We start from the raw sequence: 26307 nt of genomic DNA on the forward strand, positions 1-26307 counted from the left end.
CCGACACATGAGCTCCGAAACGACCACGAAGATCCCGGAGGCGGCCGCCGAGCCGCCTCCGGGCACCACGACCCCGAAGAAGCGCGCTCCGCAGGGCCACCGGCGCCTGCTGACCCGCCGCGACCGGCTCACGCTCGGCCTGATGGCCGGCGTGCCGACGATCCTGCACGTGGCCCTCGTCTGGGTCACCGCCCTCGCCTCCGTCGCCCTCGCCTTCACCACCTGGGACGGCATCGGCTTCGACTCGATCAAGTGGGTGGGGCTGGACAACTTCAGGGAGCTGTTCAGCAACAACCCGCAGTTCTGGCCCGCCGTCCAGCACAACGTCGTCTGGTTCGTCGTGCTCATCCTGATCCCGACCCCGTTCGGGCTCTTCCTGGCGGTCCAGCTGGACAAGAGGATCCGGTTCAGCCGGGTCTACCAGACGGCCTTCTTCCTGCCGGTCGTGGTCTCCATGGCCGTCATCGGCTTCGTCTGGCAGCTGGTCTACAACCCGGACACGGGCCTGATCAACAGCCTGATCGGCGCCAACGAGCCGGGCCACTACATCGACTGGATCGGCGACCCGGACCTCAACCTCTGGGCCATCCTCATCGCCGCCTCCTGGCGGCACGCCGGCTACATGATGATCCTCTACCTGGCCGGCCTGAAGAGCGTCGACCCGGCCCTGCGCGAGGCGTCCGCACTGGACGGCGCGAACGAGTGGCAGACGTTCAAGAACGTCGTCTTCCCGACCCTGCGGCCCACGAACACCGTCGTCCTCGTCGTCACGATCATCGAGGCCCTGCGCGCCTTCGACCTGGTCTTCGTCTTCAACAAGGGCGCCCAGGGGACCGAACTGCTGTCGATCCTGGTCACCAACAACATCATCGGCGAGTCCAGCCGCATCGGATACGGATCGGCGATCGCCGTCGTCCTGCTGGTGATCTCCCTCGCCGTGATCATCCCGTACCTGATCGCGACCTTCCGGAAGGAGCGGCGAGCATGAGCGCGACCCTCGCGTCCAAGCAGCGCACCCCCGTCCGCCCCGCCCGGATCCTGCTGCACACGTTCCTCGTCGTGACGTCCCTGGCCTGGCTGGCGCCCCTGCTGTGGGCCCTGTTCGCGGCCCTGCGCCCCTACGCGGAGACCAGCGAGAAGGGCTATGTCTCCTGGCCCGACAAACTGAGCCTCGACAACTTCACCGACGCGTTCCAGCAGTCGGACATGCTGCACTACTTCGGGAACACGCTGCTGATCGCGGTCCCGGCCGTGCTCGTGACCCTCTTCCTGTCGTCGTGCGTGGCGTTCTACGTCAGCCGCTTCGACTTCCGGGTCAACCTGTTCCTGCTCCTGGTGTTCACGGCCGGCAACCTGCTCCCGCAGCAGGTGATCATCACCCCGCTGTACCGCCTGTACCTCCTGGTCGACCTGCCGGGCATCACGGTCAGCGGCAAGCTCTACGACTCCGCGCTCGGCCTGGTCCTGATCCACGTGGCGTTCCAGTCCGGCTTCTGCGCCTTCGTGCTGAGCAACTACATGCGCTCGCTGCCGCACGAGCTGACCGAGGCCGCGCTGGTCGACGGCGCGTCCGTGTGGCGGCTGTACTGGCAGATCGTGCTGCCGCTGTGCAAGCCCGCGATGGCGGCCCTGGCGACCCTGCTCTCCATCTGGATCTACAACGACTTCTTCTGGGCGATCGTGCTGATCTCCACCGGTGAGAACATGCCGATCACCTCGGCCCTGAACAACCTCTCCGGCCAGTACTTCACCGACCCCAACCTGGTCGCCGCCGGCGCCCTGCTGACCGCGATCCCCACGCTGATCGTGTACTTCGTGCTCCAGCGCCAGTTCGTCAGCGGCCTGACCCTGGGCGCCAACAAGGGCTGACGCCCGCCTCCTCCGTCTGGGCGCGCCCCTCCCTGGCGCGCCCCCTCCTCGGCGCGCCCCACCCCGCGCCCCTCCCCGTGAAAGAGAACCCCGTGCACCACCCCTTCACCCCGGTGGCCGCCGTCCCCGTGGACCCGCGTCGAGCCCGCGTCCACGAGGAGGGCTGGCAGTCCTGGAGCCCGAGCGGCTCCTACGCCCTCCGCGACACCCCGTACCGCCCGACGAACGACAACTGGGCGACGGTCTGCTACCGCCCCGGGGTCACCGTCCCCGCGGGAGCCTTCCAGGGGGAGGGGCTGCTGGCCCTCGACCCCGGCGACGGCTCACCGGTACGGCTGTGGGCGGCGCCGGACCCGGCGTCGGAGGTGCCGTCCATCCGCCTCACCCGGGCCGGATCCGTGGCGGAGATCAGCGCCGACGGCCCGGTGAAGGAGTACACGGGCACCGGCATCCAGGCGCTCCTGTCCGACTGGGCCGCCGGGCTCGGCCTCCCGGCCCCCCGCCCCGCGCCGACCGTCTGGTGCTCCTGGTACGAGTACTTCACCAACGTCACCGAGGACGACATCCACGAGAACCTCCGCGCGATGGACACCCTCGACCTGCCCGTCGACGTCGTCCAGATCGACGACGGCTACCAGCGCGCCCTCGGCGACTGGCTCGTCCTCTCGGGCCGCTTCCGTTCCCGTTCCGGCATCGCCGACGCCATCCGTGCCCGGGGCCGCCGCGCGGGCATCTGGACGGCACCCTTCCTGGTCGACCCGAGCAGCGAACTGGCCGCCCGGCACCCCGACTGGCTGGTCCGCTCGGCCGACGGCGGCTTCGCGCACGCCGGCCACAACTGGGGCCACGACCTGCGGGTCCTCGACACCACCCACCCCGAGGCGGCGGCCTACCTGACGGACGTCTTCCGGACTCTGCGCGCCGAGGGCTACGACTACTTCAAGGTCGACTTCCTGTACGCGGGCGCGCTGGACGGCGTACGGCACGACGACACCGTGGACGCGCTGACGGCGTACCGCTCGGGCGTCGAGCTGATCCGCGCGGCGATCGGCCCGGACGCGTACCTCCTGGGCTGCGGCGCGCCGATCCTGCCCTCCCTCGGACTCTTCGACGCGATGCGGGTCAGCCCCGACACGGCCCCGCACCGCCGTCCCGAGGCCGACGACTACAGCCAGCCCGGCCAGGACCCGGCCGAGTTCACCGGCGCCGGCCGCCAGTGGCAGCACGGCCGGCTCTGGACCAACGACCCGGACTGTCTGATGGCCCGTCCGGCGGTGGAGACCCGCGAGCGGTGGGCCGCGCACGTGGAGGCGACCGGTGGCCTGATGGCATCCAGCGACCGGCTGCTGTCGCTCGACATCTGGGGCGTGGACACCACCCGCCGTCTGCTGTCGGCAGACGACCGATGACGCGTCGCGTGCGGTGACGCCGACCACCGGGTGACGTCGACGACCCGGGCACGCCGACCGCCTCTTCGACGGGGGCCGGTCAGTCGGGCGGGGCGGGGGCTGCCGGCCGGGGCTCGGTGAGGCAGGCCCCCAGCGCCCCGGCGAACGCCGCCCCGTCGTCCACGGGCCGGCCGAAGAGCTCCTCGAACTGGTCGACGCAGATCAGCATGCGCTCGCCCCCCGCGGCGCTCCAGCACCGCGGCCACCACATCGGCCATCGCGCCCCCGGCCAGCCGCGAGGCGAGCCTCTCCACGGACGGGCCCGAGGCCTCCCGGTCCGGCTCCGGCAGCGTGTCCAGCGCGAAGGCCAGGGCGTTCAGCGGCGTACCGGCGTCGGAGGGGCGGAGCGTCACCACCATCAGCCGCTCGTGCCGGGCGCGGAGCCGGGGGACCACACCGGCGTGCCACAGGGAGGACCTGCCGGGCCCGGAGCCGCCGATGACGCAGATCACCGGTACGCCGTCACCGATCCTGCCGACACCTTCGGCGACAGGAGGTCGTGGGCGCAACGAGCGTGCCACAGATCCCGCCGACCCGGACGGAAAGTGGACAGGAGCGATCAACGGCGAAGGGCGCGGCAGGCCCCCCAGCCCACCGCGCCCTCTCCCCGCTCCCCGGGTCAGTTGGTCTCGGTCGGCGCCAGGGTGCCCGTGCGGGCCGCCTGGCTGTACCACAGCGCGCTCGACTTCGGCGTGCGGGTCAGCGTCGCGTAGTCCACGTACACCGCGCCGAACCGCTTCTCGTAGCCGTACGCCCACTCGAAGTTGTCCAGGAGGGACCAGAGGTAGTAGCCCCGCACGTCCGCGCCGTCCGCGATCGCCCGCCGGACCGCCGCGAGGTGGCCGTTCAGGTAGGAGATGCGCTCCGGGTCGTGGACACGGCCGTCCGAGTCGGGCTTGTCGTCGTAGGCCGCGCCGTTCTCCGTGATGTAGAGGGGCAGGCCCGGCGCCTCCGCCGTGTAGCGCATGATCAGCTCGTGCAGGCCGGTCGGGTCGATGGACCAGCCCATCTCCGTGCGGTCGCCGGGCGTCAGGTGGAAGGCCACGTCGTCCGCGCCCGGCCACGGCGAGTGGTCGCTCGCACCGTGACCGTCCGAACGGGGGCCCCGCACCGACGCGTCCGCCGCCGAGACCAGGGTGGGCGTGTAGTAGTTCAGGCCCAGCGCGTCCAACGGCTGGTGGATGGCGCGCAGATCGCCCTCCTGGACGTAGGACCAGTCCGTCAGCGACGAGGTCGCCGCCAGCAGCGTCTCCGGGTAGGCGCCCCGCAGGATCGGGCCGTGGAAGACGCCGTTGGCCAGGTCGTCGATCTTCTGCACCGCGGCCAGGTCCGCCGGGTCGCCCGGGGAGAGCGGGCGCACCACCGAGGAGTTGAGGCTGATCGCCACCGAGTTGCGGGCCGGCATGGCCGCGCGCAGCGCCGACGTGCCCAGCCCGTGCGCCAGGTTCAGGTGGTGCGCCGCCTTCAGCGATGCCACCGGCTCGGTACGGCCCGGCGCGTGCACCCCGGACGCGTAGCCCAGGAACGCGCTGCACCACGGCTCGTTCAGCGTGATCCAGTTCTCCACACGGTCGCCGAGCGCCTCGCCGACGATCTGCGCGTACTCCGCGAACCGGAACGCCGTGTCCCGCTCCGGCCAGCCGCCCGCGTCCTCCAGCTCCTGGGGGAGGTCCCAGTGGTAGAGGGTGACGGCCGGCTTGATGCCCGCCGCCAGCAGCTCGTCCACCAGGCGGCGGTAGAAGTCCAGGCCCACCTGCACCGCGGGGCCGCGCCCGGTCGGCTGCACCCGGGACCAGGAGATGGAGAAGCGGTACGTGGACAGGCCCAGCTCCGCCATCAGCGCCACGTCGTCGCGGTAGCGGTGGTAGTGGTCGACAGCGATGTCACCGGTTTCGCCACCGGCCGTCTTGCCCGGCGTATGGCTGAAGGTGTCCCAGATCGAGGGGGTACGGCCGCCCTCGCGCACCGCCCCCTCGATCTGGTACGCGGAGGTCGCGGCACCCCAGAGGAAGGCGGGCGGAAAGGTCACCGGAGTAATGGGCTCAGGCATGGAAGCGCTCCCATGGGTGGTCGTCGAGACCGACGAGGTCGGGGGGGAAGTGGTGGGGAAGGGGCCGGGGCGGCGGTGACCCGGCCCCCATGAAGTCACGGACGGACGGGAGGGCGGCGTAAGGAGTCGTAAGGCGTCGCACGAAGCCGCGACGCGTCCTCAGCCCTTCACGGCGCCCTGCATGATGCCGCCCACGATCTGCTTGCCGAAGATCGCGAAGACCAGCAGCAGCGGCAGCGTGCCCAGCAGCGCGCCCGCCATGATCAGGGACTGGTCCGGGGTGTACCCGCGGCCGAGACCCGCGACCGCGACCTGCACGGTCGGGTTGCCGGTCTGGCTCAGCACCAGGAACGGCCACAGGAAGTCGTTCCACGTCTGCACGAACATCAGCATGCCGAGCACCGCCATCGCCGGGCGCGCCGCGGGGAACACCACGTGCCACACCACGCGCCAGCTGCTCGCGCCGTCCACCCGGGCCGCCTCGATGATCTCGTCGGGCAGCGCCTGGATGAGGTACTGCCGCATGAAGAACACACCGAACGCGCTCACCAGCGACGGCAGGATCACCGCCTGGAGCTGGTCCGTCCATTCCAGCTTGGCGACCATCATGTACAGCGGGATGATGCTCAGCTGCGGCGGCACCATCATCGTGCCGATCACGATCAGCATCAGCGCGCCCCGGCCCCGGAACCGGAGCTTGGCGAAGGCGAACCCGGCGATCGTCGACAGGAAGACGATCGTCGCCGCCGAGGTCCCCGCCACGATCGTCGTGTTGACGAACGCCTTGCCCAGGTTCGCGTCGTTCCAGGCCACGTCCAGGTTGTGGAAGAGGTTGGAGCCGAACACGAACGGCGGCGGGTTCTGCGCCAGCCGGTTGTTGTCGCGGGACGCCGCGATAGCCGTCCACACCAGGGGGAACAGCGAAACGATGGTGAACACGCCCAGGATGATGTAGGCGATCGGTCCGCCGTGCATCTGCCCGCCGGCCCGCGCGGACTTCGGCCGGCGCACCTTCCGGGCCGTCGGCACTGCGTCCTTGGGTTCCACGGACTTCGCGGTCGTTGTCGTCGTCGTCACGGCCGGTACTCCTAACTACTGGCGCGCAGCCGGCGCGAGATGACGTAGTTGACGATGCCGATCACGATCAGGATCAGGAACATCGTCCAGGCGATCGCCGAGGCCCGGCCCAGGTGCTGGTTCACCCAGCCCTGCTCGTACAGGTACAGGCCCAGCGTCTGGAACTGGTGCTCCGCGCCGCCCGACGCGCCCTTGTTGGCGTCGAACAGCAGCGGTTCGCCGAAGACCTGACTGGCGCCGATCGTCGAGACGACGACCGTGAACAGGATCGTCGGCCGCAGCGACGGCAGCGTCACGTGCAGGAACTGCTTCCAGCGGCTGGCGCCGTCCAGCGCCGCCGACTCGTACAGGTCCTGCGGGATCGCCTGCATCGCGGCCAGGTAGATGAGCGCGTTGTAGCCGGTCCACCGCCAGATGACGATCGACGAGACGGCGATCTGCGACGGCCACTTGTCGTTCTGCCAGTCGATCGCGTCGATCCCGACGAAGTGCAGCGCCCAGTTGATCATGCCGTAGTCGCGCCCGAAGAGCAGCACGAAGACCAGCGAGGCGGCCGCGATCGAGGTCGCGTACGGCGCGAGCATCGCGACCCGGTAGAAGGTCGAGGCGCGCAGCTTGTAGTTGAGGATGTGGGCGAGGCCCATCGCCATCAGCAGCTGCGGAACGGTCGAGATGATCCCGATCGTCAGGGTGTTCTTCGCCGCGTTCCAGAAGAAGTCGTCGTCGAAGATGCGCGTGTAGTTGCGCATCCCCACCCACTCCATGTCGGTGGGCGCGGTCAGCTCCACCTGGTGCAGCGACGCCCAGCCGGTGTAGACCAGCGGGAACAGGCCGAACGCGAGGAACAGCAGGAAGAACGGCGAGACGAAGGCGTACGGGCTCCAGCGCTTGTCCCGCTGCCAGCGGCGGGAGAGCCGGGCCCGATGCCGCTGCTCCGCCTCCGTGGGAACGGCGGCCGGGCGGCCCGGGGCCGCGCCCCCCTCCTTGGTGGGGGGCGCGGCGGTGTCGTGGCGGGTGGCCATTCGGGTCACTTGTCCAGGTTGTTGTCGATGGTCTTGGTGGCCGTCTCCCAGGCCTCCGCCGCCGACTTGCCCTTCGTCACGAGGATGACGCCGTTGTCGGTCAGGCCCTGCTGGATGATCTGGTCCTTCGGACCGATCACCTGCACCGGAGCGGTCTTGGCGGCCTCGGAGAAGACCGTACCGATCGGCGAGTCACCGGTCATGTCGTTCTTCGCGCCGGTCACCTCGGGCATCGTGTACGCGCTCGGCGTGCTCGGGAAGGAGCCCTGCACCTTGAACAGCTTCGCCTGCTGCTCGGGCGCGGTCAGCCAGGTGATGAACGCCTCGGCCTCCTTCACGTGCTTGCCGCTCTTCGGCACGCCCAGGAAGGAGCCGCCCCAGTTGCCGGACTTGGGCGCGACGGCCACGTCCCACTTGCCGGCGTCCTCGGCCTTCGCCTTGCCCTTGATCGTGCCGAGCATCCACGGCGGGCAGGCGATGGTGGCGAACTTGCTGTTGGCGATCGTGGTGTCCCAGGCCGCCTGGAACTGCGTCTGGGCCTGGACCAGGCCCTCCTCGGCGGCCTTCGCGGTCAGGTCGAAGGCGGCCTTCACGGCCGGGTTCGACTTGTAGATGATCTCGCCGGAGGAGTCGTAGAACTTCTCCTTCTCACTGCTGAGGATGGCGTTGATCAGGCCGCCGGGGGAGTCCATGAAGAAGGTGCCGGCCTTGGCCTTCTTCTTGTACTGCTCGCCGGTGGCGATGAACTTGTTCCAGTCACCCGCCCACAGCTTGCCGACCGCCTCGCGGTCGGTGGGCAGACCGGCCGCCTGGAAGAGGTCCTTGCGGTAGCAGAGGGCCATCGGGCCGACGTCGGTGCCGAGCGCGATCGTCTGGCCGTCCTTGGTGGTGCCCTGCGACCACTTCCAGTCCAGCCACTTGCTCTTGTCGACGCCCGAGACCTTGGACATGTCCTCGAACTTGGCCGCCTGGGTGGCGACGACCTCGGCTATGTTGCCGACCTCGATGGCCTGGACGTCCATCAGGCCACTGTTGGTCGTGAGGTGGTTCAGGAGCGCCGGGTAGTAGTTCTCGTTCCGCTCCGTGACGTTCTCGGCGATCTTGATGTCCGGGTGGAGCTTCTCGTACTCGGTGTAGAGACCGGCCTCCTTGAAGCCCATCGTGCCGAACAGACCCAGCGTGATCGTCGTCTTGCCCTTGCCGCTGCCCGACGACGAGCCGTCGGAAGCGTCGTCGTTGCCGTCGTCGGCACAGCCGGCCAGCAGCCCGGCGCCCAGCGACGCTACGGCCGCCAGGACCACCACCCGGCGGGTGGTTCGGGTACGTGCTCGCATTGCGTCCTCCTGTTGCCCTGACGTGCCGACCCCCCGGCCAACTGCATTGTTGGGCCCGTTAGTTACTCGCTGCGGCTCGGGCGGGGAACGTGCGGGATGTGTATGTGTCAGGTACCGTGGGAGCGCTCCCACAGGTGATGTGTTGAAGAGTCGTCGGTTCGGGCGGGGGTGTCAAGGGTGGGAGCGCGGAGAGATGCGTTCAGTTATCTGCCTGTTAGCTAACTCGGGCGGACAGCGCTTTCCGGCCGTGAGCGGCGACGGACGAGCCCTCCGGTGGCGGGGAGTCGGGTGCGCCCGGCGTCCTGAGCCGAGGCCCGTCCGGCGTACGGATGCGGGCCCCCGTGGCACCGAGGCGGGTCCCCGGGGGACGGCTGCCGTCGGCGAAGATGGGCTGAACGGACGGGGCTGTTAGATTCCAGGCCAGCGTGAACGACGGCGGGAAGGCGGGGCCCATGGCAAGCCACGGAGCGCGGAGCCGGAGCGGAGGGCGGCCGACTCTCGAAGAGGTGGCCGCACGCGCCGGTGTCGGCCGCGGCACGGTCTCCCGGGTGATCAACGGCTCGCCGAGAGTCAGTGACGCCACCCGCGCGGCCGTCGAGGCAGCCGTCGCCGAGCTCGGCTACGTCCCCAACACCGCGGCCCGTGCCCTGGCCGCCAACCGCACGGACGCGATCGCGCTGGTGGTCCCCGAGCCGGAGACCCGCTTCTTCGCCGAGCCGTACTTCTCGGACATGCTGCGCGGCGTGGGCGCGGAGCTCTCCGACACCGAGATGCAGCTGCTGCTGATCTTCGCGGGTAGCGATCGCGAACGACGCCGGCTCGCCCAGTACCTGGCGGCGCACCGCGTCGACGGGGTTCTCCTGGTCTCGGTCCACGCCGACGACCCGCTGCCCGACCTGCTGGCCCAGCTGGAGATCCCGGCGGTGATCAGCGGCCCGCGCTCCGCCGCGGAGACCCTCCCGTCCGTGGACTCCGACAACTACGGCGGCGCCCGCTCGGCGGTGGAACACCTGCTGTCCCGGGGCCGCACCCACATCGCCCACATCACCGGCCGCCTGGACGTCTACGGTGCCCAGCGCCGCGTCGACGGCTACCGGGACGCCCTGCGCGACGCGGGGTACCCGCCGGACGAGGGCCTGATCGCGCCGGGCGACTTCACCGAGGAGGGCGGACACCGCGCGATGGGGGAACTCCTCGCCCGCAACCCCTCCCTCGACGCGGTCTTCGCGGGCTCCGACGTCATGGCGGCCGGCGCCCGCCGGGCACTGCGCGAGGCGGGCCGCCGACTCCCGGAGGACGTGGCGATGGTCGGCTACGACGACTCGGCGATCGCCCGGCACATGGACCCGCCGCTGACGAGCGTCCGCCAGCCCATCGAGGAGATGGGCCGCAGGATGCTGGACCTGCTCCTCACGGAGATCGCGGACCGCCGTCCCGCGGTGTCGCGGGGCCTGGAGCGACGCCAGGTCGTACTGGCGACGGAGCTGGTGGGGCGCTCCTCCTCCTGAGCGGGGCACGGTTCACGGCGCGACGACCAGCCGCCACCGCACCTCGCCGTCCTGCCGCTCCGCGGTGGCCGACAGCCCGGCGGCGCGGGCCACGGCCGCGGACGCGTGGTGGTCGGGGTGGACGTGGGCGACGATCGTGCGCACGCCCTGAGCCCGTAGCCGGCCGACGAGTCCTGCGGCCGCCTCGGAGGCGAGGCCGCGGCCCTGCCAGGGGGTGCCGACGACCCAGGCGATCTCGGCGTGGTCCCGCCCGGTCACGGTGGCCTGCAGGGTCCCGGCCGGCCGGTCGGCGTCCCGCACCCACAGCACCCAGTTGCACCAGGAGATCGAGGGGTCCGGCGAACCGGCGACGAGCCGTTCGTAGCGGGCGCGCAGGGCTTCGGGTGTGCTGGGGGCGCCGCCGGTGAAGCTGTGCAGCGCGGGATCGCCCAGGACGACCGCCATCTCCGCCGCGTGGTCGACGCGCAGCGGGACGAGGTCGATCCGGGCGGTCGCGAACGGCTCGGCCGGGACACTCGGGCGCATGACCCCTCCCGGGAACACGGGAAACACATCAGCCGGTGACCTCCCTTGCGGGAAGTCACCGGCTGATGACTCAGGGTGAGTGACGGGACTTGAACCCGCGGCATCCTGGACCACAACCAGGTGCTCTACCAGCTGAGCTACACCCACCACGCCCGGCAGTCGGATTTTGCGGTCTCCCGCGTTCTCCCTACCGGCCGAGAAAAAGTGTACAGGGTCCGAGGGGGTGCTCGTGCACGCCTTTTTCGGGGCCCCGTCAGCTGCTGGGCAGGACGTGTTTCGCGGCGATGGTCCTGGCGGTGTCGGAGTCCGGCCCGGGCTGCGGCACGAAGACCGCCTCACGGTAGTAGCGCAGTTCCGCGATGGATTCGCGGATGTCGGCGAGGGCGCGGTGGTTGCCGTTCTTCGGGGGGCTGTTGAAGTACGCCCGCGGGTACCAGCGCCGGGCGAGCTCCTTGATCGACGACACGTCGACGATCCGGTAGTGGAGGTAGCCCTCCAGGGAGGTCATGTCCCGCGCCAGGAAACCGCGGTCCGTGCCGACGGAGTTGCCGCACAGCGGCGCCTTGCCCGGCTCCTTCACGTGCTCCCGTACATAGGCCAGCACCTGGGCCTCGGCCTCGGCGAGGGTCGTCCCGCCCGCCAGCTCGTCGAGCAGCCCGGACGCGGTGTGCATCTCGCGCACCACCTCCGGCATCGTCTCCAGCGCCCGGGCCGGCGGGCGGATGACGATGTCGACACCGTCGCCGAGCACGTTCAGCTCGGAGTCGGTGACGAGGGCGGCAACCTCGATGAGAGCGTCGTCCGACAGCGAGAGGCCGGTCATCTCGCAGTCGATCCAGACCATGCGATCGTTCATGCGACCACCCTAAAGCTGACGTCGCCTTTTGAGGTGCCCCGCGTGGGCGCTCTCGTGCCCGGGCGCCGGCCGGGCCGGTGGGCCCGGCCGACGCGCGAGAGGTTCCGTCGTCCGCTCAGGTACCGCTGCGCTGCCCCGGCAGACTCGCCCGCGAGGTCGCGTACGCGTCCCGCGCGTGCTCGGACGGCAGGGTCGCCGACGAGCCCATCGCACCGGCCGTGGCCGAGGCGGTACGCCGCAGCTGCGGCGGTACCGGTCCCGGAGCGTCCGGGTGCAGCGCCTGCGGCGCCGGTGGCGGCGACGGTTCGTTGTCCGCGAGCCGTTCGCCCTGGGGCCTGCGGGCCCGGTAGGCCGCCCGGTACGCCGCCGGGGACGAGCCGAGCTGCCGGCGGAAGTGGCCGCGCAGGGCCACCGGCGAACGGAAGCCGCAGCGCCCCGCGACCTCGTCCACCGAGTAGTCCGACGTCTCCAGCAGGCGCTGGGCCTGGAGCACCCGCTGGGTGATCAGCCACTGGAGCGGTGCGCTGCCGGTCAGGGACCGGAAGCGGCGGTCGAACGTGCGCCGGCTCATATAGGCGCGTGCCGCCAGCGTCTCCACGTCGAACTGCTCGTGGAGATGCTCCAGCGCCCAGGCGACGACCTCGGCGAGCGGGTCGGCGCCGATCTCCTCCGGTAAAGACCGGTCGAGGTAGCGCTCCTGGCCGCCCGACCGGCGTGGTGGGACGACCAGCCGCCGGGCCAACGCGCCCGCGGCCTCGTTGCCGTGATCCGTCCGCACGATGTGCAGACAGAGATCGATTCCGGCCGCCGTCCCCGCCGACGTCAGCACATCGCCGTCGTCGACGAACAGTTCACGCGGATCCACGTGAACCGACGGATAGCGCTTGGCCAGCGTCGGCGCGTACATCCAGTGGGTGGTGGCCGGGCGGCCGTCCAGCAGACCCGCGGCGGCCAGCACGAACGCGCCGGTGCACAGGCCCACGATGCGGGCACCCTCCTCGTGCGCCCGGCGCAGTGCGTCGAGCGCATCCTCCGGCGGCGGCGAGGTGATCGAACGCCAGGCCGGCACGACGACCGTGCCCGCCCGTGCGATCGCCTCCAGGCCGTGTGGCGCGGTGAGTTCCAGGCCCCCTGTGGTCCGCAGCGGGCCTTCTTCGCCACCGCACACCAGCAAGCGGTAGCGCGGTACGCCGGCGTCCTGGCGGTCAATCCCGAACACCGACAGTGGAATGGAACTCTCGAAAATGGGGCCGCCGCTGAACAGCAGCACCGCGACGATCTCCTTGCGGCGTCGCCCGGAGAGTTTCCGGGCCGCGGCTTCCGGCGCGGCAGTGGAGTCGTGGCTCATCCTGCTAAGCCCCCCTCGGTGGTCGCGGCTCCTCGGTTGTGTCGCTCCTGCACGTTTCCCCTCGGTCCTGCACGAGTCCCCCGCCGTAGACAGTCAAGATCGAATCTAACGTGTCGCACAATGCCGGCGTGGCCAGTTCGCCACCCGGCAGATTGTCGACATGGCAACTTGGCGTGAAGCATTCGATCACGAAGCGTTGCACTCGTGGGCCGTGCAGGGAAGTGCGCCTCGGTGTGGTGGCCAATCCCCGTAGGGTGCGCAGGGCCCCTGAGGCCCTTTCCGTGCAGGTGGAACGGGGGGTGGGGGGTGGTTGGGGCAAGGGATGCGCCATCACCGGAAGTTGGCTGAAAAGAAGCGGGTCCGTGCGTGAAAACCGGTCAACCGACCGGTGAGTTTCCACCAGAGTGACGACCGCCACGGTGTGACCCCGTCCCGGTGCGCTGATGGCGCCCCCGGGGGTGCGCCTGTGGCGCCGGCTCCTCGTCGAGCAACCGGGCCGCGCACCGCTCGGACCGGCGCAGCAGCACCCGGCAGGCGGCCGTGACGGCGGCGAGGCCGAGGGCGGTGCCGGTGGCGCCGGCCAGCGAGGTGCCGTACCAGAGGAGGACCACCGGGACCAGGAAGCAGCTGAAGGCCGCCCAGCGGATCAGGTCGGTCGACCGGTCGTCGCCGGGGCGGGGCTCGGCGGTGGCGCGGGGCGAGGGCACGGAGCGGGCTCCTTCCTGGGGCGGCGGTGCGAGGGGCGGGGTGGCGGCGGTCGGACGGGGTGCGGGGACGGCGGTGCACGGGGTTCAACGCCTGTTCGAGCGGTCGGTCACTGTCGGCGGCGGTCCCGCGTAAGTGAATCCTGTGCAAACCGCCTGTACGGGGCAGCAACCATTGCGTTACGGGCGTCCGCTCGTGCATGCTCCCTGGAACCCCCACCGGGGGCGTGCGGGAACTGGGCCTCGGAGGCGTGCCGCCGTACCCTTGGGGGTATGGGGTTGGGAAGATGATTCCCGGACAGCTCCTTCGCTCACACCGCCGCGTCCCACCCGTATAAGGATCAATACGCCGAGACAGCCATGGCCGGTCACGAATTCTTCGAACCCGCGGACCGCAAGCGGCCCGTCGCCGACCCTACGGCGGCCGAGCCCCAGGCGGCGGAAGACGCACGCCACTCCTGCGATCCAGCCTTCAAGCACGGCGTGGTCGTCGGCTTCGACGGCTCCACGTCCAGTGAACGCGCGCTCGCGTACGCCATCGGCATGGCCCACCGCTCCGGCTCCGGCCTGATCATCGTCCATGTCGCCAACCGGCTGCCCACCACGGTGTGGGCCGGCTGCGAGCCACCCGTCTTCGTCGACGTGCCGGACCACCGCACCGAGGTGCTCGGTCTGGAGCTCGCCTGCGCGGAGTACCTCGCCGAGGTGCCCTGGATCCTGGTCGAGCGCGGCGGCGACATCTGCCACGAACTCGAAGAGGTGGGGCGGGAGTACGAGGCCGACGCGATCGTCGTCGGCTCGACCCACGGGATCGTCGGCCGGATCTTCGGCTCGGTCGCCGGGCGGCTCGCCAAGCGGGCCAAGCGGCCCGTCGTTGTCATTCCGTAACTCGCCGCCCTCCCAGGTGAGATGAGATCCGGGTACACCCGTCCCGCCTTGCCGCGCAGCATAAATCTACTGGTGCGTAGGGGTGTTTGTGCCTTTGTGAAGGGCATATACCGCTCACACAACTGCACGTGCATGAAGGGAGCCCGCCGTGGACAACGACGTCTCTGCGGGAAGCAGCACCACCACGATCGCCGGCCGACTCGCCCTGGGTGTCACCCTGTTGGCCTTCGGGCTCGGGTACACCGACCTCATCGACGGCGTGACGGCGGCGGACGCCGTATCCATCGCCCACTACGTCGGCGGCGTCGCACTGTTCGTCGCCGGCCTGCTCGCACTCCGCGACCGCGACGCGGCCGCCGGTACCGCCTACACCGTCCTCGGCGCCTTCTGGTTCACCTGGGCGGTCTCCGCCGGCACCCAGGTCTCCGACAACGCCGCAGGGCTCTTCCTGCTCCTGTTCGCCCTCGTGGCGCTCTCCCTGACCCTCGCCGGTGGCGACCAACTCGGCCAGGGCACCTACGGGTTGTTCTGCGTCGGGCTGGTGCTGATGGCCGTCGCCCGGTTCGCCGACAGCGACGGGCTCACCAAGGTCGGCGGCTGGTTCGCCGTCGCGGCGGGCGCGGTGGCCTGGTACGCGGCGACCGCGGCGCTGGCCCACTGGCCCACGGCAGTTCCGCGACGTGCTGCCCGCCCCGGCGTGACGGCCACGGGCTGATCGGCAGCCGGCGCCGGGGAGTTGGGCGTCCCCGGCAGGAGAACGGCCCCCCACGCGCGGGTGGCGCGCGTGGGGGGCCGTTCTGTGCGAGCGGGGAGGGCTACTCCACCGTCACCGACTTCGCCAGGTTGCGCGGCTTGTCGATGTCGCGGCCGAGCGCCTTCGCCGTGTAGTAGGCGAGGAGCTGGAGCGGGATGCCCATCAGGATCGGGTCGAGTTCGTCCTCGTTCTTGGGGACGACGACCGTCTGGTCGGCCTTCTCCTGCTCGCGGTGGGCGACCGCGATGATCTTTCCGCTGCGGGCCTTGATCTCCTCCAGCGCGGCGCGGTTCTTCTCCAGCAGGTCGTCGTCGGGGACGATCGCGACCGTCGGGAGCGCGGGCTCGATGAGGGCCAGCGGACCGTGCTTGAGCTCGGAGGCCGGGTAGGCCTCGGCGTGGATGTACGAGACCTCCTTGAGCTTCAGCGAGGCCTCACGGGCGACCGGGTAGCCCCGGACGCGGCCGATGAAGAGCATCGAGCGGGCCTCGGCGAGCGTCTCGGCCAGCTTCTCGATCTCCGCCTCCTGCTCCATGATCTCGGCGATCTGCGCGGGCAGCTTGCGCAGGCCCTCGATGATCCGCTTGCCGTCGCGCACCGAGAGGTCGCGGGTGCGGCCCAGGTGCAGGGCGAGCAGCGCGAAGGCGACCGTGGTGTTGGTGAAGCACTTCGTCGAGACGACGCAGACCTCGGGGCCCGCGTGCACGTACACGCCGCCGTCCGCCTCGCGGGCGATCGCCGAGCCGACCACGTTGACCACGCCCAGCACCCGGGCGCCCTTGCGCTTCAGCTCCTGGACGGCCGCCAGCACGTCGTACGTCTCACCGGACTGCGAGACGGCGATGTACAGGGTGTCGGGGTCCACGACCGCGTTGCGGTAGCGGAACTCGGAGGCGGGCTCGGCGTCCGCGGGGATGCGGGCGAGCTCCTCGATCATCTGGGCGCCGATCATGCCCGCGTGGTACGAGGTGCCGCAGCCGAGGATCTTCACCCGGCGGATCTGGCGCGCCTCGCGGGCGTCCAGGTTGAGGCCGCCGAGGTGCACGGTGGAGAAGCGGTCGTCGATGCGGCCGCGCAGCACGCGGTCCACGGCGTCGGCCTGCTCGTGGATCTCCTTGTGCATGTAGGTGTCGTGGCCGCCCATGTCGTAGGAGGCGGCCTCCCACTCGACGGTGGTCGGCTCGGCCGTGGTGCGGGTGCCCTCGGTCGTGTAGGTGCGGAAGTCGTCGGCCTTCAGGGTGGCCATCTCGCCGTCGTCGAGGGTGACGATCTGGCGGGTGTGGGCGACCAGCGCGGCGATGTCCGAGGCGACGAACATCTCCTTCTCGCCGATGCCGAGGACGACCGGGGAGCCGTTGCGGGCGACGACGATCCGGTCGTTGAAGTCGGCGTGCATCACGGCGATGCCGTAGGTGCCCTCGACCACCCGCAGCGCCTCGCGGACCTTGTCCTCGAGCTTCTCGGCCTGGGCGCGGGCGACGAGGTGGACGAGGACCTCGGTGTCCGTCTCGGAGAGGAACTCGACGCCGTCGGCCTCGAGCTTCTTCCGCAGGTCGGAGGCGTTGTCGATGATGCCGTTGTGGACGACGGCGACCTTGAGGTCGGCCGACATGTGCGGGTGGGCGTTCACGTCGGAGGGGGCGCCGTGCGTGGCCCAGCGGGTGTGGGCGATGCCGGTGGTGCCCTTGAAGCGCGCCGGGACCTTGGCCTCCAGGTCGCGGACCCGGCCCTTGGCCTTGACCATCTTCAGGCCGGCCGTCTTCGGCGAGGTGACGACGATGCCCGCCGAGTCGTAGCCGCGGTACTCGAGCCGCTGAAGGCCTTCGAGCAGCAGCGGGGCCACGTCACGCCTGCCGATGTATCCGACGATTCCGCACATGTATAGGTATCCCCAAGCTTTCGATCACCCGTAGACGATGCGCCGCAGTTGCCTGAGCGTGAGCTCGGGCGGCGCCACCGCACGGTATTTCAGGTCCGCCTCGACCCGTTCGAAGATCTCCGCGTTGACCAGGCCCTGGGCCTGGAGCTCGCGGTGGCGGCGACGGACGTAGTTCTCGGTCGTCTCGTCGAAGTAGGCGAGCACGTCCTGGATCACCCGTAGCGCCTCGCCCCGCTGGAGGGGCGTGGAGCGCGTCAGGTGATCAACGAGTTCGTCGTGCACCCGGTAGATCCTGGGGTACGCGAGCCGGTTTCGCAAGAATCGTGCCCGATTTCGGGCAGACGCCTGTTAAGGAGCCTTGGGGGAACCTTGAATGTGTTATGAGCTGCCGTTCCCCGGCCGTCCATTCGGCGGCTCGCGGCCCGTCGCCCGAGGCGACGAGTTTCAGACGTCATGGACACTCCTCGCATGGGCGTACCCGAGCAGCTCGCCGACCGCATGAGCATGGCCGAGCAGCACGAGTACCTGCGCGCCAAGTTCTCCCGGCGCACGATGATCAGAGGCGGCGCCGTCACCCTGGGCGCCGTCACGGGCGGCGCGTTCGTGACCGGCGCCACGGCGCAGGCGGCTGTGCCGACGCAGACCCCGAAGACCACGCCGGCCGCCGAGCACGTCGACGGCGCCCTCGTCGCCCCCTTCGGGCGCCACCTCGCCTACGGCAAGGACCCGCGCACCGAGATCACGGTCTCCTGGCAGGTGCCGGTCGCGGTGAAGAAGCCCTTCATCCGGATCGGCGCCCACCCCTGGGACCTCTCCCGCAAGATCGAGGCCGAGGTGCGCACCCTCCACACCCCGGCCGGTGTCGGCGCCGGCGGCGACCACACCCAGTACTACCTGCACGCGGAACTCACCCACCTCAAGCCCGGCAGGACGTACTACTACGGCGTCGGTCACGCGGGCTTCGACCCGGCCGCCGCCCACCTCCTCGGCACCCTCGGCACGTTCACCACCGCCCCCGACCACAAGGCGCCGTTCACCTTCACCGCCTTCGGCGACGAGGGCGTCGGCTACCACGGACTCGCCAACAACAGCCTCCTCCTCGGCCAGAACCCGGCCTTCCACCTGCACGCCGGCGACATCGCCTACGCCGACCCGGCCGGCCAGGGCAAGTCCGCCGACACCGGCTTCGACTCCCGCGTCTGGGACCAGTTCCTCGCCCAGACCGAGTCCGTCGCCAAGTCCGTCCCGTGGATGCCGGCCTACGGCAACCACGACATGGAGGCCTGGTACTCGCCCAACGGCTACGGCGGCGAGGACGCCCGCTGGAGCCTCCCGGACAACGGCCCCGACGCGAAGAACCTCCCGGGCGTCTACACGTTCGTCTACGGCAACACGGCGGTGATCTCGCTCGACGCCAACGACGTCTCCTTCGAGATCCCGGCGAACCTCGGCATCTCGGGCGGCACCCAGACCAAGTGGCTGGAGACGCAGCTCAAGAAGTACCGGGCGTCGAAGGACGTCGACTTCGTCGTGATCTTCTTCCACCACTGCGCCTACTGCACCTCCACCGCGCACGCCTCGGAGGGGGGCGTGCGCCAGGAGTGGGTGCCGCTGTTCGAGAAGTACACGGTGGACCTGGTCATCAACGGCCACAACCACCAGTACGAGCGCACCGACGTCCTCAAGAAGGGCGCCGTCACCAAGAAGCTCCCGATCGGCGGCACGGCGTACCCCGAGACCGACGGTGTCGTGTACGTCACGGCGGGCGCGGCCGGCCGCAGCCTGTACGCCTTCAGCGCCCCGCTCTCCTACGAGGGCCACGAGAACGAGGTCGACTCCGTCGCGTCCTTCATCAACACCAAGGACGGCAAGGTGAACGAGACCGTCACCTGGTCGCGCGTGCGCTACCTCGACTACTCGTTCCTGCGGGTGGACGTGACCCCGGCCGCGAAGGGCCGCACGGCCACGCTGACCGTGCGCGGCATCGCCGAGACCGGCGACCAGGTCGACCACTTCACGGTGGCCCGCAAGGCGAAGTAGTCCCGGCACAGGCGGTCCTCGTCGCGCTACAGGCGCCTGAGGACCGCCTGCTTGGCCATCGCGAACTCCTCGTCCGTCAGGACGCCGTCCCGGCGCAGCTCGCCGAGTTCGCGCAGCCGGCGCAGCAGCGCGTCGTGGTCGTCCCCGCCGGCGGAGTCCGCCTCGCGCTGCGCGGGTACGGACTCCCGGGGTCCGGCCGCCGGGTGGGGCAGCCTGGCCTGCACGGCCGCCGCGACGAGCGCCATCAGCGGGTCCTTCCTGAAGCCCCACAGCTCCACGGCGTTGGGGTCGTACTTGGCCGGTGCCTTCGTCGGCGCGTGACGCAGCCGGAAGCGCAGACAGCCGTTCTCGAGGCCGACCGCGGGCTGCCACTCCACCGCCTCGATCTCCGCGATGCCGATACTGCGCGCGCCGGCGGAGGCCTTGGACTCCTCGGTCTTCCAGTTCCACTCCAGGCGTACCCGCTCACCGTCGAAGCCCGCCGTGCCGTCCCCGGCGGAGGCGGACAGGGGCACCGACGGGCCGGGCAGCAGATACGCGTCCACCGGGTCGGTCGGCACCTCGTCGAGGAGCAGTGCCCGGCGCACCTCGTCCACGAGGTACTCGGCGACCCCGTACCGGTCGGACTCGACGAGCAGCTGATACGGATCGTGCGGCTCGGTCAGCCGTCCGCCGGTCGCCTGGAGCAGGGGATCGGCGCCGTCCCGCAGCCGTAGCCGCAGCCGCCCGGTCTTCTTTCCCTGCTCGAACGACAGCCCGGCCAACGCGCCCAGGGGGACGATCAGTTCACCCAGTTCCCTGCGGAGCGGGCTGACGTTCTTGTCCCGGCCCGGGGTCAGCCGCAGGGCATCGCCGTCGAAGACCCAGGTGCCGTCCTTCTGGATGATTTCCGCCATGCTGAGGATTCTTCCAAACATGGCGACGGGCGCCCCCGAGGACCGTACTCGGGGGCGCCCGTCTGCCCGGATCAGAACCCCGCGACGGGATTCTTCAGGGTTCCGATCAGCTGGAGGGCGCCCGACGGGTCCGCCAGGTCCACCATCTGCTGGTTGTTGCGCAGCTGGAGACGGTTGAGGCAGGACAGGGCGAACTCGGGGGCGAACATGTCGTACTGGCGGAACCTGTCGGCCAGTTCGGGGTTCGCCTCCTGGTAGGCGCGGGTGACCTCGGCGACCGTGCGCCAGAAGTCGTCCTCCTCGAGGATCCCCTCGGTGGCGAGGCCGGCCGCGAGGAAGCGGAAGAAGCAGTCGAAGACGTCCGTGAAGATGGACAGGAGCTTCTTGTCCTCGGGCACCTCGACGCGGATGCGCCGGACCTCGGGCGGCAGCACCGCGTCCGGGTCCATGACCGCGATCTCCTCGGCGATGTCCTTGTAGATCGCCCGCTGCACCGCCCCGTCCTTCAGGACCAGGATCGTGTTCTCGCCGTGCGGCATGAACACCAGGTCATAGGCGTAGAAGCTGTGCAGGAGCGGGGTGTAGTACGCCTGGAGGTAGCCGCGCAGCCACTGCGTCGGCGTCAGGCCCGACTGTTCGATCAGCGTGCCGGCCACCGACCTGCCCTCGTGGTCCACATGGACCAGGGAGGCCATGGTCGCGAGCGACTCGCCGTCCCGCAGCGTCGGCACCGGGCTCTCCCGCCACAGCGCGGCCAGCATCTTGCGGTACGGCGAGTAGCGGTCCGTGGCGGCCTCGTACTCCAGGTGCCGGTAGCCGACGGCCGCCCGCTCCCGGATGATCGACAGGCCCGTCGAGCGCAGCACCGGGTCGTTGTCGATGAGCTGGGCCAGCCAGTCGTTGATGGCCGGGGTCGCCTCCATGTAGGCGGCCGAGAGCCCGCGCATGAAGCCCATGTTGAGGACGGACAGGGCCGTCTTCACATAGTGCTTCTCGGGGTGCGAGGAGTTGAAGAACGTCCGGATGGACTGCTGCGCCAGGTACTCGTCGTCGCCCTCGCCCAGGCAGACCAGGTTCCCGCGGGCGATCTCGGCGGCGAAGGTGACGGTGAGCTTGTTCCACCACTGCCAGGGGTGGACGGGGATGAGGAGGTAGTCGTCCGGGTCCCGGTCCTGCTCGCGCAGGACGGCGTCGAACCGCTCGACCGTCTTCTCGCCCAGTTCCTCCCGCACGAACGACTCGTACGCGATGCCGACGCCCGCCGTGAACGCGGCCCGCGAGCGGTGCGCGGCCAGCCACACCAGCCGGACCGGGCTCGCCGTCTCCGGGGCGTACGACAGGTACTCGTGGATGCCGAAGCCGAGCCGCCCGTTGTTGGCGACGAAGCAGGGGTGGCCCTCGGTCATCCCGGTCTCGATGGCCTGGAAGCCGCTCCTGACCAGCTCCGCCGACGTGATCCGCGGTTTGGTCAGTTTGTAGCAGGTGCCGGAGAGGGTGGAGGAGATCTCCTCCAGGTAGACCGGCAGGATCTCCTCGCTCAGGCCCAGCGTCTTCTTCAGCTCGATGAAGAAGTCCATTGCGGCAAGCGGGAGTTCGGCGCCGTCGCGGGTGCGGGTGATCGAGTCGGCGTCCACCTGCCAGTGGTCGAGGGCGTGGCGGACGGCGGTGAAGCGGTAGTAGGTCAGCCCGTCGTCGCTGCGGACGACGAAGCGGCCGTCCTTCTCCTCCGGGGTGATCAGGCGCTCGTGCGCGAACTCCGCGAGGGCTTTGCGGACGAGCAGACGGTTGGCCTTCTCCCAGCGCTCGGGGGAGAGGTGGGCGACGGCGCCGGCGAGGCTCATGCCCGCACCCCCGTCGCCGCGACGAACTGCTCGCGGGTGCAGAAGCTCAGCAACGCCTGCTTCTCCGGCTTCTGGATCTCCCGCTCGGGCACGAACCCGACGGCCTCGTTGAGGGCGTGCACGGCCGTGTTGGAGACGTCCGGCTCGACGACGACCCGGGAGGTGGCCGGGTCGTCGAAGAGGCGCGCCATCACGGTGGTGATCACGGCCCGCGTGAACCCGTGCACGGGCCGGTCGGTGGGGGCGACCAGGAAGTGCATGCCGACGTCGCCGGGCCTCGGCTCGTACAGGCCGACCAGCTCACGGTGGGCCGGGTCGTAGTACTCCATCAGGAACGCGGGCTCGCCGTCGTGCAGGCCGATGAGGGCGTGGCTGTGCTCGTCGGCCGCGATGTCCATGTAGGCGCGCTCGACGTCCACCAGTTTCGCGTTCTGCATCATCCAGTACGCGGCCTTGGGGTGGGTGACCCAGCCGTGCAGCAGCTCGGCGTCCTCGACGGGGTCGAGCGGGCGCAGGGTGAGACGGCCGACGGCGGCCGTGGTGGTGCTCATACGGCGAACTCCTGGAACGCGATGGTCTTCTCGACCGGGTAGTACTCGCTGCCGAGCAGGTCACGGATGATCGAGCTGTTGCGGTACGCCCCCATGCCGAGGTCGGGGGAGGTGATGCTGTGGGTGTGCGCGCCCGCGTTCTGCAGGAACACGCCCCGGCCCGTGGTGTCGATGGAGTAGTTGCGGGCGACGTCGAAGTTGCCGTGGGAGTCGTAGCGCAGTCTCTCCCGGACGGGTGCGAGGAACTCCGGCTCGGTGTACTGGTAGCCGGTGGCCAGGACCAGCCCCTGGGAGCTCAGCTCGAAGTCCTTCCCCTGCTCGTCCTGGCGGAAGCCGAGGGTGTAGGTGCCGTCGGCGTAACGTGCGCTCGTCAGTGAGGAGTTGGTGAGCAGCCGGGTGGGCACCGGGCCGCCGAGGTTCTTCTGGTAGAGCAGGTCGAAGATCTCGTTGATGAGATCGCCGTCGATGCCCTTGAAGAGGTTCTTCTGCTCGGCCGTCAGGCGGTAGCGGGTCTGCTCCGGCAGCTCGCGGAAGTAGTCGATGTACTCCGGGGAGGTCATCTCCAGCGTGAGCTTGGTGTACTCCAGCGGGAAGAAGCGCGGGGAGCGGGTGACCCAGTTCAGCCGGTAGCCGTGGACGTCGATCTCGCTGAGCAGGTCGTAGTAGATCTCGGCGGCCGACTGCCCGGAGCCGACCAGCGTGATCGACTCCTTCTTCTGGAGTTCCGCCTTGTGCCGCAGATAGCGGGAGTTGTGCAGGAAGTCGCCGCCCAGGTCCGCGCAGGCCTGCGGGACGTACGGGGGCGTGCCGGTGCCGAGGACCAGGTGACGGCCGCGGTACCGCTCGCCGGCGGTGGTCCGCACGACGTACACGTCGTCCTCGTACGTCACTTCCGCGACCGTCGTCGAGAAGCGCACGCTGCTCAGCTTGTTCGCGGCCCAGCGGCAGTAGTCGTCGTACTCGACCCGCAGCGGGTAGAAGTTCTCGCGGATGTAGAACGAGTACAGCCGGCCCTTCTCCTTCAGGTAGTTGAGGAAGGAGTACGGCGAGGTCGGGTCGGCCAGGGTGACCAGGTCCGACATGAACGGCGTCTGGAGGTGGGCGCCGTCGAGGAACATGCCGGCGTGCCACTCGAAGTCCGGCTTGGACTCCAGGAAGACGCCGTCGAGTGTGTCGATGGGCTCGGTGAGGCAGGCGAGGCCGAGGTTGAAGGGGCCGAGCCCGATCCCCACGAAGTCATAGGTGTGGCTGGCTTCAGGAAGCGCGGTCAAGGGACTCTCCCAGGTACTGCTCGGCGTGGCCGGCGATCAGATCGAGGACGGCGGCGATGTCGTCGGTCGTCGTCTCGGGGTTCAGCAGGGTGAACTTCAGGTAGTGGCGGGCGCCGACCTTCGTGCCCGCGACCACCGCGTCACCGGACGCGAACAGGGCCTTGCGGGCGTAGAGGTTGGCGCGGTCGATCTCGGCCGGGTCGGTGACGGCGGCGGGGATGTAGCGGAAGACGAGGGTGGAGAGCGACGGCCGGACGACCACGTCGAAGCGCGGGTCGGCGGCCAGCAGGTGCCAGCCCTCGACGGTCAGGTCGCAGACCTCGTCGAAGAGCTGCCCGATGCCGTCGGCGCCCATGGTCCGCAGGGTCATCCACAGTTTGAGCGCGTCGAAGCGGCGCGTGGTCTGCAGGGACTTGTCCACCTGGTTGGGGATGCGCTCCTGCACCATGCGGCGCGGGTTGAGGTACTCGGCGTGATAGGTGGCGTGGCGGAGCGTGGCCGCGTCGCGGACCAGTACGGCCGACGAACTCACCGGCTGGAAGAAGGACTTGTGGTAGTCCACGGTGACGGAGTCGGCGCGCTCGATGCCGTCGATCCGGCCCCGGTACTTCACGGAGGCCAGCAGCCCGCAGCCGTAGGCCGCGTCGACGTGCATCCAGGTCTCGTACCGGTCGCACAGCTCGGCCGTCTCCGGCAGCGGGTCGATGGAGCCGAAGTCGGTGCTGCCGGCGGTGGCGACCACGGCCATGGGTGTCAGACCGGCGTCCTTGCACCGCTCCAGCTCGCGGGCGAGCGCGACGGTCTGCATCCGCTTTTCGTTGTCGACCGGGATGGACACCACCGCGTCGGGTCCGAGGCCCAGCAGTTTCGCGGACTTCTTCACGCTGAAGTGGCTGACCTCGGAGGCGAAGATGCGCAGGTCGGCGAGAGACTGCGCCTTGGCCTCCTCGCGGGCGAGCAGCAGCGCCTGGAGGTTGGACTGGGTGCCGCCGGAGGTGAACACGCCGTCGGCGGCCGGGCCGAGGCCGATCCGGGCCGTCGTCCAGTCGATCAGTTTGCGCTCGATGAGGGTGCCGCCGGCCGACTGGTCCCAGGTGTCGAGGGAGGAGTTGACGGCCGACAGGACCGCCTCGCCCAGCACGGCGGGGATGACCACCGGGCAGTTGAGGTGGGCGAGGTAGCGGGGGTGGTGGAAGTAGATCGCGTCGCGGAGGTAGACCTCCTCCAGCTCGTCCAGGACGGCCGTGGTGTCGTGCAGCGGCTTGTCCAGGTCGATCCCGTCGATGCGGGGCGCGAGGGCGTCGACCGAGACGCCGGTGAACGGACGGTCGGTGGCGGCGATTTTGGCGGCCACCCGCTCTACTCCTTCGGTCACGGAGCGGCGGTACTGCTCCGCGGTCGTGTCATTGAGCAGGTGCGAGCGCATGGTGGAGGTCCTCCGGGGGGTGGGGACGAGGTCTGCTGCGGGACGGGCTCGGGGACGGAGCCGCTGATTCAACTTAGGTTAGCCTAACCTAAGTAACGCAGGAGGTGCCCTGCCTCTGCCGTGACGGTGATCACGTCGATGCCCCCGCACAACTGCCTGCGGGGGCACGGGTGGTGGCTACTCCGACGCGCGGAGCTGTTCCTCGTTCATGCCCTGGCGCCAGTACCCGACGAAGGTGATGCGGCGCCGGTCGATCCCGCGTTCCCTGACGAAGTGGCGGCGCAACGCCTTCACACCCCCCGACTCGCCCGCGATCCAGACGTACGGGCGCTCGGCGGCCGGGAGCCGGGCCTCGCGGACGGCGTCCACGGAGCTCTCCCCGACCACCCAGGTGATCTCGGCGTCCGCCGCGGTCGCCAACTCCCGCACGTTCCCCATGTCGTGCGCCTCCAGCCAGACCCGGACGCGTTGTCCGGCCGGCAGGGACTCCAGGATCGACGCGACGGCCGGCAGGGCGCTCTCGTCACCCCACAGCACGATCAGGTCGGTGTCGCCGGGCGGCCGGAACCGGATCGCCCGGTTGTCGGCCAGGGCCGGCCCCAGCAGGACGACCCGGTCCCCGGCACCGGCGCCCGCGGCCCACGCGGAGGCGGGCCCGGCCGGGGCGTGCAGCACGAAGTCGATGTCGATCTCGGTGGTGCGCCCGAGCGCGTCCCGGCGAAGGGCCCGGAGCGTGTACGAACGCATCACCGCCCGTACGTCGTCCGGCAGTTCACGCCACGCCTGCCACCAGCCGTCCCCGAGTTCGAAGGGTACCTGCGGCTCGCTCTGCCCCGGGTGCGGCAGGAACAGCGACAGCGACTGGTCGTGTCCGTCGGAGAAGAAGTGCTCGAGATCCTGCCCCGTGAAGGTGACCCGGACGAGCGACGACCCGACCCGCCGGGTCCGAACGACGTGGAGGGAGAAGAACCGGAAGGGCGCGACAACGGCGGTGGTCACGGGGGGCTCCTGTAAGCGTGG

The 26307-nt window shown here is 70.1% G+C and carries 24 protein-coding genes, 1 tRNA gene and 1 pseudogene; 7 read left to right on the forward strand and 19 right to left on the reverse strand.

Translation table 11 applies throughout. The features are described from left to right. The first annotated feature begins 7 nt into the window (after nt 1-7). From OHU34_RS26465 to OHU34_RS26475, 3 genes are all read left to right on the forward strand, one after another. A complete protein-coding gene (locus OHU34_RS26465; RefSeq protein WP_142264470.1) occupies nt 8-988 on the forward strand; it encodes a carbohydrate ABC transporter permease in 981 nt (326 codons plus the stop codon). Beyond that, a complete protein-coding gene (locus OHU34_RS26470) occupies nt 985-1869 on the forward strand; it encodes a carbohydrate ABC transporter permease (RefSeq protein ID WP_020131803.1) in 885 nt (294 codons plus the stop codon). The genes OHU34_RS26465 and OHU34_RS26470 overlap by 4 nt, the downstream gene beginning before the upstream one ends. Nucleotides 1870-1961: 92 nt before the next feature. Beyond that, entirely contained in the window at nt 1962-3278 is a 1317-nt protein-coding gene (locus OHU34_RS26475; protein WP_230195636.1) for a glycoside hydrolase family 36 protein, read from the forward strand. Between the two features lie 79 nt (nt 3279-3357). Here OHU34_RS26475 and OHU34_RS26480 read toward each other — a convergent pair whose 3' ends face one another. From OHU34_RS26480 to OHU34_RS26505, 6 genes and pseudogenes are all read right to left on the reverse strand, one after another. Continuing rightward, entirely contained in the window at nt 3358-3486 is a 129-nt protein-coding gene (locus tag OHU34_RS26480; RefSeq protein WP_268267490.1) for a hypothetical protein, read from the reverse strand. Nucleotides 3487-3595: 109 nt separating this feature from the next. After that, a pseudogene (locus OHU34_RS26485) lies at nt 3596-3991 on the reverse strand (hypothetical protein); the annotation flags it as partial. Beyond that, nucleotides 3937-5367 carry a GH1 family beta-glucosidase gene (locus OHU34_RS26490; protein WP_142264468.1) on the reverse strand — a complete coding sequence of 477 codons (1431 nt, stop codon included), beginning with the start codon at nt 5365-5367 and terminating at the stop codon, nt 3937-3939. The gene OHU34_RS26490 and the pseudogene OHU34_RS26485, both read right to left, overlap by 55 nt. A 159-nt stretch (nt 5368-5526) precedes the next feature. After that, on the reverse strand, nt 5527-6414 hold the full coding sequence (locus OHU34_RS26495) for a carbohydrate ABC transporter permease (RefSeq protein ID WP_405772385.1): 888 nt from the start codon (nt 6412-6414) through the stop codon (nt 5527-5529). 41 nt (nt 6415-6455) lie between these two features. Continuing rightward, on the reverse strand, nt 6456-7466 hold the full coding sequence (locus tag OHU34_RS26500; RefSeq protein ID WP_142267850.1) for a carbohydrate ABC transporter permease: 1011 nt from the start codon (nt 7464-7466) through the stop codon (nt 6456-6458). A gap of 5 nt (nt 7467-7471) precedes the next feature. After that, nucleotides 7472-8800: an ABC transporter substrate-binding protein gene (locus OHU34_RS26505; protein WP_142264467.1), complete on the reverse strand. Its 1329-nt coding sequence runs from the start codon at nt 8798-8800 to the stop codon at nt 7472-7474. A gap of 452 nt (nt 8801-9252) precedes the next feature. On the opposite strand from OHU34_RS26505, the gene OHU34_RS26510 reads away from it, so the two are divergent. Then, a complete protein-coding gene (locus tag OHU34_RS26510) occupies nt 9253-10308 on the forward strand; it encodes a LacI family DNA-binding transcriptional regulator (protein WP_142264466.1) in 1056 nt (351 codons plus the stop codon). 12 nt (nt 10309-10320) lie between these two features. Here the strand turns inward: OHU34_RS26510 and OHU34_RS26515 are convergent, their stop codons facing one another. The 5 genes from OHU34_RS26515 to OHU34_RS26535 form a co-directional block, all read right to left on the reverse strand. Then, on the reverse strand, nt 10321-10833 hold the full coding sequence (locus OHU34_RS26515; protein WP_230195637.1) for a GNAT family N-acetyltransferase: 513 nt from the start codon (nt 10831-10833) through the stop codon (nt 10321-10323). 74 nt (nt 10834-10907) lie between these two features. Next, nucleotides 10908-10980 (reverse strand) — tRNA-His (locus tag OHU34_RS26520). Between the two features lie 106 nt (nt 10981-11086). Next, nucleotides 11087-11689, reverse strand: coding sequence for an oligoribonuclease (gene orn / locus OHU34_RS26525; RefSeq protein ID WP_142264464.1), 603 nt, complete (start codon nt 11687-11689; stop codon nt 11087-11089). A gap of 115 nt (nt 11690-11804) precedes the next feature. Continuing rightward, a complete protein-coding gene (locus OHU34_RS26530) occupies nt 11805-13037 on the reverse strand; it encodes a helix-turn-helix domain-containing protein (protein WP_142264463.1) in 1233 nt (410 codons plus the stop codon). Between the two features lie 377 nt (nt 13038-13414). Next, nucleotides 13415-13744 carry a hypothetical protein gene (locus OHU34_RS26535; RefSeq protein WP_142264462.1) on the reverse strand — a complete coding sequence of 110 codons (330 nt, stop codon included), beginning with the start codon at nt 13742-13744 and terminating at the stop codon, nt 13415-13417. Between the two features lie 357 nt (nt 13745-14101). On the opposite strand from OHU34_RS26535, the gene OHU34_RS26540 reads away from it, so the two are divergent. Together OHU34_RS26540 and OHU34_RS26545 are read left to right on the forward strand one after the other, a co-directional pair. Next, nucleotides 14102-14629: a universal stress protein gene (locus OHU34_RS26540; RefSeq protein ID WP_057600310.1), complete on the forward strand. Its 528-nt coding sequence runs from the start codon at nt 14102-14104 to the stop codon at nt 14627-14629. 148 nt (nt 14630-14777) lie between these two features. Further along, nucleotides 14778-15344 (forward strand): GPR1/FUN34/YaaH family transporter, encoded by a 567-nt coding sequence (locus OHU34_RS26545; RefSeq protein ID WP_020131790.1) that lies wholly within the window; start codon nt 14778-14780, stop codon nt 15342-15344. Between the two features lie 100 nt (nt 15345-15444). On the opposite strand, the gene glmS is transcribed toward OHU34_RS26545, so the two are convergent. Then, a complete protein-coding gene (glmS, locus tag OHU34_RS26550) occupies nt 15445-17262 on the reverse strand; it encodes a glutamine--fructose-6-phosphate transaminase (isomerizing) (RefSeq protein WP_142264461.1) in 1818 nt (605 codons plus the stop codon). Nucleotides 17263-17286: 24 nt separating this feature from the next. Beyond that, nucleotides 17287-17544, reverse strand: a complete 258-nt coding sequence (locus tag OHU34_RS26555) for a hypothetical protein (protein ID WP_020131788.1) — start codon at nt 17542-17544, stop codon at nt 17287-17289. A gap of 186 nt (nt 17545-17730) precedes the next feature. Here OHU34_RS26555 and OHU34_RS26560 point away from each other — a divergent pair, with 186 nt between their 5' ends. Beyond that, entirely contained in the window at nt 17731-19302 is a 1572-nt protein-coding gene (locus OHU34_RS26560) for a metallophosphoesterase family protein (protein ID WP_230195638.1), read from the forward strand. A 26-nt stretch (nt 19303-19328) separates the two neighbouring features. Here OHU34_RS26560 and OHU34_RS26565 read toward each other — a convergent pair whose 3' ends face one another. The 6 genes from OHU34_RS26565 to OHU34_RS26590 all read right to left on the reverse strand — a co-directional run bounded on the left by OHU34_RS26565 (nt 19329) and on the right by OHU34_RS26590 (nt 26286). Continuing rightward, the gene (locus tag OHU34_RS26565) at nt 19329-20198 is read right to left on the reverse strand and encodes a DUF4429 domain-containing protein (RefSeq protein ID WP_405768617.1); all 870 of its coding nucleotides are present in this window, start codon (nt 20196-20198) and stop codon (nt 19329-19331) included. 71 nt (nt 20199-20269) lie between these two features. Continuing rightward, nucleotides 20270-22039 (reverse strand): IucA/IucC family protein, encoded by a 1770-nt coding sequence (locus OHU34_RS26570; RefSeq protein WP_405768620.1) that lies wholly within the window; start codon nt 22037-22039, stop codon nt 20270-20272. Next, entirely contained in the window at nt 22036-22590 is a 555-nt protein-coding gene (locus OHU34_RS26575; RefSeq protein WP_142264457.1) for a GNAT family N-acetyltransferase, read from the reverse strand. Before OHU34_RS26575 ends, OHU34_RS26570 begins: the two co-directional genes overlap by 4 nt. Beyond that, nucleotides 22587-23861 (reverse strand): lysine N(6)-hydroxylase/L-ornithine N(5)-oxygenase family protein, encoded by a 1275-nt coding sequence (locus tag OHU34_RS26580; RefSeq protein WP_405768622.1) that lies wholly within the window; start codon nt 23859-23861, stop codon nt 22587-22589. Before OHU34_RS26580 ends, OHU34_RS26575 begins: the two co-directional genes overlap by 4 nt. Beyond that, a complete protein-coding gene (gene desA, locus OHU34_RS26585; RefSeq protein ID WP_230195642.1) occupies nt 23845-25287 on the reverse strand; it encodes a lysine decarboxylase DesA in 1443 nt (480 codons plus the stop codon). Before desA ends, OHU34_RS26580 begins: the two co-directional genes overlap by 17 nt. A gap of 177 nt (nt 25288-25464) precedes the next feature. After that, nucleotides 25465-26286 (reverse strand): siderophore-interacting protein, encoded by an 822-nt coding sequence (locus OHU34_RS26590; protein WP_142264454.1) that lies wholly within the window; start codon nt 26284-26286, stop codon nt 25465-25467. Nucleotides 26287-26307 lie beyond the last annotated feature (21 nt).

This window comes from Streptomyces sp. NBC_00080, assembly GCF_045041255.1.
In the GTDB taxonomy this organism is placed as follows: domain Bacteria; phylum Actinomycetota; class Actinomycetes; order Streptomycetales; family Streptomycetaceae; genus Streptomyces; species Streptomyces coriariae.